Genomic DNA, 12,851 nt, shown 5'->3' with positions numbered 1-12,851 from the left:
TAAATTTCTGTATTTTTTGCGCTATTCTAATCAGCCGGCCGGCTGGCCGGCAGCATCCTGCGCGGCCGCCGGTTCGGCAAATCACCCCTTAAGCGTGCGCTCCACAATGTCGCGCACGTCAGTGGAAAGGTTGGGCGCCTGTTCGATCCTGCTCAATGCGGCGCGGGCATGATCGGCACGTGTTGGCTCCAGCGAGCGCCAGGAGCGCATCGATGTCAGAATGCGGGCGGCAAGCTGCGGGTTGCGTTCGTCGATTTCAAGAATCTCGCCGGCGAGAAAACGATAGCCTTCGCCGTCGGCACGGCCGAAGCCGGTCGGATTGGCAAAGGCGAAAGTCCCGACCAGTGCCCGCATCCTGTTCGGATTGGTCCGCCTGAAGAGCGAATTCTCCATGAGGGCACGCACCCGTTCCAGGGTCTTGGCGCCTGGAATGCCGGCCTGAATGGAGAACCATTTGTCGATGACGAGCGCGTTTTCTGCGAAGCGGTCGCGGAAGGTGGCCAGCGCCTCACCCGTCTCCGCACTCTCGGGAAAATGATGAACGAGAAGCGTCAGCGCATGGCTGAGATCGGTCATATTGTTGGCCGCGTCGAAGGCGGCCTTGGCGCGAGCCGGCGTCTGCTCGGCATAGGTGAGATAGGTGAGGGCGCTGTTGCGCAGCGCGCGCAGGCCGGCGCTTTTTGCATCCGGGCTGAAATCGTTTGATGTTGTCATTGCGGCGTAGAGGCCGGCAAAGACGTTCTTTCCGGCATCGGCGATCTGTTTCAGGATCGCCTGCCGGCCGGCATGGATGGCATCGGGATCGATGTTGCCGCCGAGTTCGCGGGCAATATCGGATTCGCTCGGCAGTGCCAGCGCCTGGGCGCGGAAGGCGGGCTCGAGGCTCTCGTCGGCGGCAGCCGCAATCAGCGTCTCGACGAAGGTCGCCTCGCAGGCGACGGGCTTGCCCTCACGCGCGTCGCGGGCGGCCTTGAGAAGGTTCGGCAGCGCCAGGTCGGTCAGCGCCTGCCAGCGGGCGAAATGATCCGTCTCATACCGGGCGAGGCGAGCAAGATCGGCCGGGCTTTGATCGAAATGCAGGTTGATTGGCGCCGAGAAGCTGCGGTTAATCGAGACGACCGGGCGCGAGCCGATGCCGTGGAATACCGCCGTCTGCGTGCGGCCGGTCAGGTGCAGCACCTCGTCGGCATATTCGGCGCCGCTGACGGAGCTCGGCTCGATCTTGCCGCCGTTTTCGCCGAAGAGCGCGAGGCTAAGCGGAATATGCATCGGTTCCTTGCTCGAATGGCCGGGTGTCGCCGGGACCATCTGTTCGAGCGACAGGGTGAAGGTGCCGGCCGCCGGATCATAGCCGCCCGATGCGGTGACCAGCGGCGTGCCGGCCTGATGGTACCAGAGCGAGAATTGCGTGAGGTCGCGCCCGCTTGCATCCTCGAAGCATTTGACGAAGTCCTCGATCGTCACGGCTTGGCCGTCATGGCGGTTGAAATAGAGGTCCATGCCCTTCTTGAAATCGTCCCTGCCGATGAGCGTCGCGATCATCCGCGTGACTTCGCTGCCTTTCTCGTAGACCGTCCGCGTGTAGAAATTGTTGATCTCGCGATACGTCGTCGGCCGCACCGGATGGGCGAGCGGGCCGCCATCCTCCGGAAACTGCTCGGATTTCAGGTGACGCACATCGGCGATGCGCTTGACCGGGCGCGAGCGCTGGTCGGAGGAAAATTCCTGGTCGCGATAGACCGTCAGGCCTTCCTTGAGGCACAGCTGGAACCAGTCGCGGCAGGTGATGCGGTTGCCGGTCCAGTTGTGGAAATATTCATGCGCGATGACCGCTTCGATATTGGCGTAGTCGGCATCGGTCGCGGTCTCGGGATCGGCAAGGACATATCTGTCGTTGAAGACGTTGAGACCCTTGTTCTCCATTGCCCCCATGTTGAAGTCGGAGACAGCGACGATCATGAAGATGTCGAGATCATACTCGCGCCCGAACCGCTCTTCGTCCCACTTCATCGAGCGCTTCAGCGCATCCATCGCATAAGCTGCGCGGGACTCCTTGCCGTGTTCGACATAGATCTTCAGCACCACTTCGCGGCCGGACATGGTGGTGAAGGTGTCTTCGACGACGCCGAGATCGCCGGCAACGAGGGCGAAGAGATAGCTTGGCTTCGGATGCGGGTCGAACCAGGCGGCGAAATGCTTGCCGGGGCCGTAGCCGGCGCCGCCGAGAAAGTTGCCGTTCGACAGCAGCAACGGGTTGGCGTCCTTGTCGGCGATGATGTTGACCGTGAACGGTGCAAGCACGTCGGGCCGGTCGGGGAAATAGGTGATGCGGCGGAAGCCTTCCGCCTCGCACTGCGTGCAGTAGATGCCGCCGGTGCGATAGAGGCCCATCAGCTGGGTATTGGCTTCAGGATTGATGATCGTGGTGATCGTCAGCTCGAAGGGAGCGCTCTCCGGCAGGTCGCGGACCGTCAGGCTTTCCGGCGTCGCGTCATAACGTGAAGGGTCAAGCTCCACCTGGTCGAACAGCAGCCCCGCCAGTGTCAGCTCGTCGCCGTCGAGCACGATCGGCGCCGCAATGTCGGCGCCCGGACGACGATGAAAGATGAGACGCGCTTCGACCTTCGTCTCCGTCGGATCAAGTTCGAATGTCAGGTCCACGCGTTCCAGCACGAAGTCGGTGGGACGGTAATCTGCCAGGTGAATGACCTGGCCGTTATCTGTTCGCATGGTGTTTCCTGAAGACCGTTATTTGACAACCGCGGATACAGAGGCGGGCGCACTCTGCCTAAATTGCCGGGCATGATTACATTAAAGTCTGAACTAAAGTTAAAGCAAATTGCCCGCGAACGCGAAGTTCGCAGGCAAAATATCTATTGGAAGCGGATGAACGTGGCTGTCGGCCGAAACGCTATACCGGATCGAGCGCCGCAGCGCCGCTCTGCGTCGGCTGCACGATGCGGCCAGTCGAGGCCGCCGCAATTCGCTTGGTGGTATTTCGCCTGACCGGCCGGATTGGATGCGAAAAGCGATAAATTTTCGCCCAACTCGATTTTCTTTAGCTACGATGACAGACGTCACTCGCCGCGTCCCCGAGTCGGACGCGTCTCCCCGTTCCTGTTAAGTCAGCATCAGAGCCAGGATCATGCACTCGGTTTTCAGAAACCCGATGAGAGGCATTGCGCTGAAAGTCTCATCGGTCGTGGTCTTCCTGGCCATGCAGACCTTCATCAAGCTGGCCGGCCCGGATATCCCGCCGGGCCAGGTCACCTTCTGCAGGTCCTTCTTCGCGCTCTTCCCGATCATGGCCTATCTCGCCTATATCGGCCAGCTACGCGCGGCCTTCCACACGGCCAACCCGGTCGGCCACCTGAAGCGGGGCACGATCGGCATCCTGTCGATGGCTTTTGGTTTTTACGGCCTGCTGCATCTGCCGCTGCCGGAGGCGATTGCGCTCGGCTACGCCTTGCCGCTCGTCGCCGTTGTCTTCGCCGCGGTTTTTCTCGGCGAAACCGTGCGCATCTATCGCTGGAGCGCCGTCCTCGTCGGCATTGTTGGCGTCGCCATCGTCTCCTGGCCGAAGCTGACGCTGTTGCGTGACGGCGGCATGCAAGCCGAACAGGCCCTCGGCGCGCTTTGCGTGCTGCTCTCGGCCGTTCTCGGCGGCATGGCGATGATCCAGGTGCGTCGTCTCGTCGAGGAGGAGAAGACCGCGACGATCGTGCTGTATTTTTCGCTTACCGCGTCGGTCTTCTCGCTGGCTTCCCTTCCTTTCGGCTGGCTCGTCCTGCCATGGCCGTCGGCGCTTTATCTGATCGCTGCCGGCTTTTGCGGCGGCGTCGCTCAGATTCTGCTGACGGAAAGCTACCGCCACGCGGATGTCTCCACCATCGCGCCGTTCGAATATACCTCGATCCTGCTCGGCGGTATCGTCGGCTACTTCGTCTTCGGCGACGTGCCAACTGTCACCATGCTGATCGGTACCGTCATCGTCGTTGCCGCCGGTATCTTCATCATCTATCGCGAGCATCAGCTGGGCATCGAACAGCGCGAGGCGCGCAAGGCGACGACGCCGCAAGCCTGAGGCTCACGGCCGGCAAGATTTCAGCGCGTCGATCGACATCGCGCGAGGCTTGCTTCCGGTGAGCGAAAAGAATGGCGAATTCTTGGGATGGCGTCGACCTGCGGAATGTGGTTGTTGAACATGAGAAACTATCATTTATTCAACGCTATGCATGTCTGAATGAGCCGCTTTACGGCTTTCGATATTACTGCTCCGAACGCTGTGTGCGAGCGGAGATGGAGAAAAGCATAATGGCGTTCACGGCGGAGCAATTGGCGGGGAACTGCTCCTTTTTGATGAGCATCCGCTTTCTGGCTGGGCAGACGCGCGGCATGTTCGACGCCGGTCCACGTCTGGCGCGACTGCTCGCCTCCCATCAGCGCTGGCTCCTGACTCAGACCGCCTATGCCCTCCACCTGGAATATGATCCGCGCGACCCGACGTCGGGTTTCACCGCCGTTCGGCTGACCGGCCGCATCACCGCACACAAGGTGGCGAGCCGTAACACCGTGCTCGCCTTCATCGAAGAACTTTATACCTACCGCTTCATCACCCACACGCCTGGTGACGAGCGGCGCCGGCCACGACATTTCGAACCGGCCAATGTCAGCCACCAGGCGATGTTTGGCTGGATCCACGCCAATCTGGCCGCCCTCGACCTGCTCGACAGCGGCGAAAGGGCGGCCTTTTTCCAGGCAAATCCAGCATTGATGAAGCTCGTTCAGCCGCGCATTGCCCGCCATTGCCTGGAAGATGCCGCCTGGCGGGAGCCGCCGGAGCGGGTGGCGCAGTTTCTCTGGACGGAAGCGGGCGGCCTCGTCGTCGACAACTTCATAAGCCGGATGGATACGGAGAACACCGAGTCCGACAGGTTTCTCGTCGGCCGCGTCGAAACCCGCGCGCTCGCCGCCGATTTCATGATGTCGCGCACGCACCTGCAGCGGCTCTTGGCAAAGGCGGCGCAGCGCGGCTGCGTCGGCTGGCTCGACGAGCCGCGCAAGACGCGCCTTTGGATATCGCGGGATTTCGTCGAAGAATATTGCGCCTGGCAGGCTGTCAAGTTCGCCTATGTCGACGAGGCCTTCGAATGGGCGAAGGCCCAGATCGACGCGCCGACGGAGGGATCACAACACGATCGCTCCTGAGCCCGAGGCGGCATCGGCTGGTTTTAGCGACAGCTCGCGCTCATATTCGCGCGCGGCGCAGACCGCGGCGCGGATATGCTCGAATGTTTCGATGTTGCGCAGAAGCGATAACAGGATCGTTGACATGGTGGATGATTCTGACATGAAAATGCAGCAAATTCAGAGTGCTACAGCACGAACCGCTCGTCTGGAGAGACGCGGCCTGTAGCGATTGCGCTCAGTATTGCTGGAAGTCCGAGAAAATGGCGTTCGGGCGCGCCGTGCGGCTGTTGATGCCGGTGCCGCGGGCAATCATCTGTTCGTTCGTGGCGAAGCCGAAGCGGCTGTAGCCATGTGTGGAGCGAAGCTGGTCGCCGGCAAGGCGAAGGGTTTCAAACCCGGAATGGATAGGACGATATCTTTTGTTCATGGCCTTGGTTCCTGTGATTCCTCCCAAGACACAGGCTTATATTGCAGTGCAACATAGATTCTGCAAGGCATGCTGACGCGGTGCAGCCATGCGAAAAATGCATGGCGCGCTTCATAAATTATTCAACTTCGGCTAATTTCTGAGCAAGGAGAGGGAAATGAGTTTCGCCTGAAAAGCGAGAAGATCGTTCCAGGCCAGCCGCTTGTTGACTGGCGCGGTTAACAGATCCTGGGGATGCAGGCTGGCGATGGCCGGAATGGCACGATCCGCGATGACGATGTCCTTCCAGCGGCCCCGCAGGCCGTGAATCGTGTCGTTTTCCCCGAAGAAGAATCGCGCCGCGAAATTGCCGAGCAGCAGAATCGCCTGCGGTTCGATGAGCGCGATCTGTCGTTCGATGAAGGGCCGGCAGATGTCGATCTCGGCCGCCGATGCCGCCCGGTTGCCCGGCGGGCGCCAGGGGATGACCTGCGTCAGCAGAACGCTCGAGCGGTTCAGCCCGATCGCCGCCAGCATCTTGTCGAACAACTGGCCGGACTTACCCGAGAAGGGCAGGCCTTCACGGTCGTCTTCGGCGCTCGGCGCCGAGCCGATCACCATGATGCCGCTTTCGGCGTCGCCGCTGGCAAAAATGGTCGAGCGGGCGCTGTGCTTGAGATTGCAACCGTTGAAGGCTTCGATCGCGGTCTTCAACTCGCTGAGCGACCGAGCAGCTTCGGCGACGAAACGCGCCTGCTGCACGGCCTCGCCGTCCGGGATCGCCGGCTGCGGCCCGGAGACCTGCGCTGGATGCGCCGCTGCAGTCGGACGAGGCGATGTCTGGCGATGCCCAGGGAGAGGACGTTCCTCAGCAATGGGCCTTTCCTGCTGCGCCTGCGCCGCCGGACGGCGCGCGGACTTCATCGCCTCGAATTCGGCGAAGCGGTCGACCGCCTCTTCTTCCAGCAGCCATTCCACGCCGGCATCCGCATGGAAATGCAGAAGCGCTGCAAGCTCGGCGGGCGAAAGGTCGTTGGCGGAGATCATGCGGCAAATCTAGCGAAGAGATCGTGGCATTGAAAGGGCGGGCGGCACATTGGCCGCGCTCGCCGACTTTATTGCACAGTCCATTGTGCGATGTCGTCGCGTTCGCCGATCAGCGCCAGTCCGTGGGCGATCGACAACAGCTCGCCGCCGCTTTCGATCCGGTCACGCTCAAACCGCTCGGTGAAGATGCGGCGCACCGCCGGCACGAAGGAGGTGCCGCCGGTCAGGAATACCTTGTCGATGTCAGCAGGCTTCGTCTCGGTCTTGACGAGCACCTCGTCGAGTGCGCCTTCGATGCGGGCGAGATCCTCGGCGATCCAGCCTTCGAAGTCGCGGCGCTTGACGCTGCGCTGTCCGCCGCGGCCAAGCGGCGCGAAGTCGAAAGGCGCCTCGTCGGCAGCCGAGAGCGCCATCTTCGTCGCCGACACCGCCTGGTAGAGTGGATAGCCTTCGTCATGGTCGATGAGGTCGATGAAAATTTCGAGCTTTTCCGGCTCCAGGCTGGTGCGCACCAGTTTCTTCAGATCCTCGAATTCGCGCGTGGTCTTGAAGATCGACAGCTGGTTCCAGCGGCCGAAGCTGGAATAGTAGTTGGACGGCACCTCGAGAATCTTGTCGAAGCTCTTGAAGTGGCTGCCCTTTCCGATCAGCGGTGCGACAATGTTGTCGATCATTCGATAATCGAAATGATCGCCGGCGACGCCGACACCGGAATGGCCGATCGGCGTTGCCGTCAGCCTTCCGGCGACGGTTTCGAAGCGGATTAGCGAATAGTCGGTCGTGCCGCCGCCGAAATCGGCGACCAGCACCGTCGCATCCTGCTTCAGGTTCTGCGCGAAATAGAAGGCGGCGGCGACCGGTTCGTAGACATAGTGGATTTCGGGAAAGCCGAAACGCGACAGCGCCTCGTTGTAGCGTTCGGTCGCGAGCGCCGGATCGGGGCTGGCGCCGGCGAAATGCACCGGACGGCCGGTGACGATGCGGCTGACATCCGAGGGCCAGCTGTCGCCGGCATAGTTGCGAAGGCGCCGCACGAAGACCTCCATCAGGTCCTCGAAATTGTGCCGCTTGGCGAAGATCAGCGTGCCCTGGAACAGCGCGCTTGCCGCAAAGGTCTTGATCGACTGCAGGAACCGGCATTCGCCGGGATTGTCGATGAATTGCCGGATCGCCGCATGGCCCGCCTCCACCTTCAGCGCCGAGGCGCCGAGCTGGGCGTCCTTCATGAAGGAAAGTGCCGTCCGCATGCTGTCGGCCGTCCCGGCCGCGCTTGTGAACGTCATCGAGCCCGTTGCTCCGCCATCCGCCATGGCGAGAACCGTATTCGTCGTGCCGAAGTCGAAACCCAGGGCCTGAGCCATGCCCGCACCTCTTCATGCCGATTGTTGTTGGAGACGGAGCAGCGCTCCGCAAGGGCGTAAGGACGCCCGGATCAAGGAGGGCGGTTGATGCCACAGGGGCGTGACACATTCAAGTGGATTGAAGATCGAGGCGCTCTGCCATGTCCGCTTCTTCGCCGATCGGCGGCAGGAAGCGGACCAGCAAGGCCCGGCATCGCCAGAACGCCTTACTCGGCGGCCAGCGCCCTTGTCTCCTGCAGCACTGGTTCCTCGACCCTCTTCCGGCCGCCCACCAACCGGCCGAGGAAGTTTCCGAACCGGTCCATCTCGACGAAGATGACGGGGGTGATGAACAGCGTCAGCAGCTGCGATACGACGAGGCCGCCGACCACGGCGATGCCGAGCGGCTGGCGCAGCTCCGAGCTGGCGCCGGTGCCGAGCGCGATCGGCAGGGCGCCGAGCAGGGCGCAGAACGTCGTCATCATGATCGGCCGGAAGCGTCGTACGCAGGCCTCGTGGATCGCCGCCGTCGCCTTTTCCCCCGTCGTGCGCATGGTCTCCACCGCCACGTCGATCATCATGATCGCGTTTTTCTTGACAATGCCGATCAGCATCAACAGGCCGATGAGGGCGATGATCGACAGGTCGAACCCCATGATGTCAAGCGCCAGCAGCGCACCGAACGCCGCCGCGGGCAGGCCGGACAGGATGGTCAGCGGATGGATGAAGCTTTCATAGAGGACGCCGAGCACGACATAGATGGTCAGCACCGCCGCCAGGATCAGATACGGCGTATTGCCTTGCGACTGTGCGAAGATCTCGGCCGTGCCGCCATAGGAGGTGAAGACATCGGCCGGCAGGCCGATCTCCTTCTTGATCTGGTCGATCGCTGCCGTCGCGTCGCTGAGCGAAACCCCTTCCGGCAGGTTGAAGGAAACGGTGGTCGAGACGAGCTGGCCCGTCTGGTTGATCGTCACGGGGCCGGTGGTGCGCTGCACGTGCGCGAAGTTCGAAAGCGGCACCAGACTGCCATTGGACGAGGCGATGCGAATCTCCGACAGCTTCTGGTCGTCCCAGGGTTTGCTGGTGTCGTATTCGACGATGACGTCGTAGCTGTCGCCGGTCGACTGGATCTCCGCCGCTGCATATCCGCTGAAGGACTCCTGCAGCGTCGTGCGCAGCGTATCGTTGTCGATCCCATAGGCCGCCGCCCGCTCGGTATCGATGACGATATTGGCTTGCAGGGCGTTGTTCTGGGCATCCGATGTCACATCGGTAAACAGCCCGCGGTCAACACGCATCGCCGCCTGGATCTTGCCGGCCCAGAGGTTGGTCTGGTCGGCGCTCAGCGCCTGAATGACCAGCTGATATTGGCTGGCGGTCTGGCGGCCGCCGAAGCGCAGGCTCTGGTTCGGCGTCACGAAGGCCTGCAATCCGGGGATCTTGTTGATCGCAGTGCGCAGCTCACGCAATGTCTGATCAAGCGGCGGGCGCTCCTTCTTGTCCTTGAGTTCGACGAACATCGAGCCATTGTTCTGCGGTCTGTTTGGATTGCCGCCGATCGTCGACATCACGTGGTTGACCGCCGGGTTCGCCTTGACGGCGGCTGCCGCCTGCTGCTGCAGCGCCTCCATGGCGGAATAGGAAATGTCCTGCCGGGCCTGCGTGCTGATCGACAGGCGGCCGATATCCTCCTGCGGGAAGAAGCTCGTCGGCAGCGTCATGAAGAAATAGACCGTCAGCGCCACCGAGCCCAGGAACACGCCGAGGATCGTCAGACGATGGCGAAGGCACCAGCCGACTGCCCTGTCGTAGCCGTTGAGCGTCCGCTCGAAGCCGGCATCGAAGAGGCGAATGAGGAGCGGCGGCCGGCTGTGATTGTTGGAAAGACGCGAGCCGAGCATCGGCGTCACCGTCAGCGAGACGATCGCCGACGAGATGATGGCGATGGCGACCACCATGCCGAATTCGTTGAACACGCGGCCGACGACGCCGCCCATCAAGAGAATCGGGATGAAGACGGCGATCAGCGAAACCGACATGGAAATGATGGTGTAGCTGACTTCGCCCGCCCCCTTGATCGCCGCTTCGCGCACCGGCATGCCTTCTTCGACGTGACGCAGGATGTTTTCGAGCATGACGATCGCATCGTCCACCACCAGACCCACCGCGAGCGTCAGCCCCAACAGCGAGATATTGTCGATGCTGTAGCCGAGCACATACATCATCCCGAAGGTCGAGATCAGCGACAGCGGAACGGCAAGCCCCGGAATGATCGTCGCCGTCGCATGGCCGGTGAAGAGGTAGATGACGAAAACCACGAGGCCGATGGTCAGGAACAGCGTGAACTTCACATCGGTGATGGCGGCGCGAATGGGTTTTGCAGCGTCGTTCATGACCACGGTCGTCATCGAAGACGGGATTTCGGCGTGAAGTTGCGGCAGCTTGGCGTTGATCGCATCGACGACGTCGACCGTGTTGGCATCGGGCTGACGCTGAATAGCGAGGATGATGCCGCGCTGGCCATCATACCAGCTGCCGGTATACTGGTTCTCGACCCCATCCTGCACATCGGCGACGTCGCCGAGATGGATCGGCGCACCGTTCGGATTGGCAATGACGAGCGATCGGAATTGTTCGGCATTGGTGCGCTGCGTGTTCGCGGTGATGGTCATGCTCTGCGAATTATTCTGCAGCGTGCCGACAGGCTGCTGGCTGTTGGCGGCAGCAAGCGCCTTGTTGACGGTATCGATGCCGATGCCGCGGGTGAGCAGCTTGTTGGGGTCGACTTCGACGCGCACGGCGTAGGTCTGCGCCCCATAGACGCTCACCTGGGCAACGCCGGGCAGCGTCGAAAGCGATGGCGAGATGATGTCCTCGGCGATCTCGTCGAGCTTGCTGCGGGGCATGGTGTTGCTCTGCACGGAAAGCAGCATCACAGGCGCATCGGCGGGGTTGGTCTTGCGATAGCTCGGTGGTGTCGTCAGGTTGTCGGGCAGCTGCCGGGTCGCGTGTGAGATCGCCGCCTGCACGTCGGCAGCGGCCGCATCGATATCGCGGTTGAGATCGAACTGCAGCACGATGCTGGTGCTGCCGAGCGAGCTCGAGGCGCTGATTTCGCTGATCCCGGGAATGGTCTCGAACTGCTTGATCAGCGGCGTGGCAACGGAGGTCGCCATCGTCTGCGGCGAGGCGCCGCTCAGCTGCGCCGACACGTTGATCGTCGGAAAATCGACCTGCGGCAGGGCTGCAACCGGCACGAGCCGGTAGCCGGCAAGACCGGCCAGAATGACGCCGATGGCAAGCAGCGTCGTCGCGACGGGGCGCTGGATACAGAAATTCGGGATCATTGCTGCGCTCCCACCGCGATCGTCTCGGACTGCTGCGGTTGCCGAGTCGCTTCGGCAGACGCGACGTCAAGCGTCTTGTCGTCGAACTGCTCGTTGATCGTCTGCTGGTCGCTGAGCTGACCCTGGCCTTCGACCACGACATGGTCGCCTGCCTGAAGCCCGGATTCGATGGCAGTGAAGCCGCCATTGGCGCGGGCGACGGTGACCGGTGTCAGATGTGATTTGCCGTCTTTGGTGACAAAGGCGAAGAACCCGTCGGGGCCGGGACTGACGGCAACCGTCGGCACCACAACCTGCTGTTCGTCGTTGTTGAAGTGCACGACGATGTTGACCGATTGGCCGGGCCAGAGCGCACCGGAGGCATTCTCGAACTGTGCCTTGGCCAAGATCGTGCCGGAGGCGGTATCGACCGTGTTGTCGTAGAAGCTGATTTCGCCCTTGCGGACTTGCCCCTTGGCGGAGGCGGGAACCGTGCTGACTTCAACCGGACCGACTGCCAGCGCCTTCTTCAGGGCGCGCAAATAGCGCTCCTGCAGGTGGAATTTCACATAGATCGGGTCGTATTTCGCGATGGTGACGATTGCCGAGCCGGCATTGAGGAAGGCGCCCTTGCTGACGGCAATATCGCCGAGCCGGCCGTCGAAGGGCGCCCGGATATCCGTATTCTCGAGGATGATTTGATCCGAGGCGAGGGTGGCCTTGTCAGCCTCGACTGTGGCCGTGGCGGTGTCGCGGGCAGCTCTTGCCTGGTCGAGGCTCTGCTGGGTGCCGGCCTTCTGGTCGAACAGGTCCTGTGCGCGAACCAGGGCCGTCTCCGCTTCCGAAAGCGTTGCCGTATCCCGGACGATCATCGCATTGTCCTTGTCGACCGCCGCCTTCGCCGTCCGGTCGTCGAGCTTGGCGATCAGATCGCCGGCTTTGACGGTGGCTCCATCCTGCGCATTGATGCTGACGATCAGGCCCTGTTCCTGTGCGGCCATGGTCGTATTGTCGTCGGCATCGGCCCAGCCGGACGCGGTGACATCCGTCGGCAGCGTCGTTTTCACCGCAGCGACTGTTTTGACGACGGTCGGACCGCCGCCGCGTCTGCGCCCGCCACCCTGGTGTTGCCCGCCATTCTCGGCCTGGTCGGTCGGCGCCTGATTGGTCTGCGTCTGATCGCCCTGTGCCTGCCTGCCGCCATTGCCGCCGGCCGGCTGCTTGATGAGCTGCGAGAGGTAGGGAATGTGCGCGGCATAGGGGACCAGATTCCCGAATTGCCAAACGCCGACCGCGGCGATTGCGACAAAACTGACGGTGATCCAAAATTTCTTCATGGGCGAGACCGGGGTTCGAGCAAGGGTGCGAATTTATGCTTGATTGAGCAGCTTATATTGCGGCGCAAAAAGGACATAATTCCCGTGTCGCGATCACTAAGTGGTTATAACGGCTTAAATTTTTGTAATGAATGTTCCGTAATATTCAAATTGTACTAATATAGTCCGGGTGCCACTTGGCGCGGCTTCGGCGGCTGCACGC

General features: G+C 61.9%; 9 protein-coding genes. 2 read left to right on the top strand and 7 right to left on the bottom strand.

Annotated elements, in window-relative coordinates:
• Positions 1-81: 81 nt before the first annotated feature.
• On the bottom strand, positions 82-2,730 hold the full coding sequence (gene pepN / locus J7U39_RS13025; RefSeq protein ID WP_210628565.1) for an aminopeptidase N: 2,649 nt from the start codon (positions 2,728-2,730) through the stop codon (positions 82-84).
• Between the two features lie 415 nt (positions 2,731-3,145).
• Here pepN and J7U39_RS13020 point away from each other — a divergent pair, with 415 nt between their 5' ends.
• Positions 3,146-4,084, top strand: coding sequence for a DMT family transporter (locus tag J7U39_RS13020; protein ID WP_210628564.1), 939 nt, complete (start codon positions 3,146-3,148; stop codon positions 4,082-4,084).
• Between the two features lie 230 nt (positions 4,085-4,314).
• Positions 4,315-5,208 (top strand): hypothetical protein, encoded by an 894-nt coding sequence (locus tag J7U39_RS13015; RefSeq protein WP_210628563.1) that lies wholly within the window; start codon positions 4,315-4,317, stop codon positions 5,206-5,208.
• Here J7U39_RS13015 and J7U39_RS13010 read toward each other — a convergent pair.
• The 6 genes from J7U39_RS13010 to J7U39_RS12985 form a co-directional block, all read right to left on the bottom strand.
• Positions 5,188-5,334 (bottom strand): hypothetical protein, encoded by a 147-nt coding sequence (locus J7U39_RS13010; RefSeq protein WP_210628562.1) that lies wholly within the window; start codon positions 5,332-5,334, stop codon positions 5,188-5,190. The two genes, J7U39_RS13015 and J7U39_RS13010, sit on opposite strands and share 21 nt — an antisense overlap.
• Before the next feature lie 91 nt (positions 5,335-5,425).
• A complete protein-coding gene (locus J7U39_RS13005; RefSeq protein WP_168294200.1) occupies positions 5,426-5,617 on the bottom strand; it encodes a hypothetical protein in 192 nt (63 codons plus the stop codon).
• Positions 5,618-5,749: 132 nt separating this feature from the next.
• Positions 5,750-6,643, bottom strand: a complete 894-nt coding sequence (locus tag J7U39_RS13000) for a uracil-DNA glycosylase (protein WP_210628561.1) — start codon at positions 6,641-6,643, stop codon at positions 5,750-5,752.
• A 68-nt stretch (positions 6,644-6,711) separates the two neighbouring features.
• The gene (locus tag J7U39_RS12995) at positions 6,712-8,004 is read right to left on the bottom strand and encodes an Hsp70 family protein (RefSeq protein WP_210628560.1); all 1,293 of its coding nucleotides are present in this window, start codon (positions 8,002-8,004) and stop codon (positions 6,712-6,714) included.
• Between the two features lie 206 nt (positions 8,005-8,210).
• On the bottom strand, positions 8,211-11,333 hold the full coding sequence (locus J7U39_RS12990) for an efflux RND transporter permease subunit (RefSeq protein ID WP_210628559.1): 3,123 nt from the start codon (positions 11,331-11,333) through the stop codon (positions 8,211-8,213).
• Positions 11,330-12,649 (bottom strand): efflux RND transporter periplasmic adaptor subunit, encoded by a 1,320-nt coding sequence (locus tag J7U39_RS12985; RefSeq protein WP_210628558.1) that lies wholly within the window; start codon positions 12,647-12,649, stop codon positions 11,330-11,332. Before J7U39_RS12985 ends, J7U39_RS12990 begins: the two co-directional genes overlap by 4 nt.
• Between the last annotated feature and the right edge of the window lie 202 nt (positions 12,650-12,851).

Source organism: Rhizobium sp. NLR16a (assembly GCF_017948245.1).
Taxonomy (GTDB): domain Bacteria; phylum Pseudomonadota; class Alphaproteobacteria; order Rhizobiales; family Rhizobiaceae; genus Rhizobium.
Note: the sequence above shows the minus strand (reverse complement) of the source record. Positions and strands in the feature narration are given on the sequence as shown.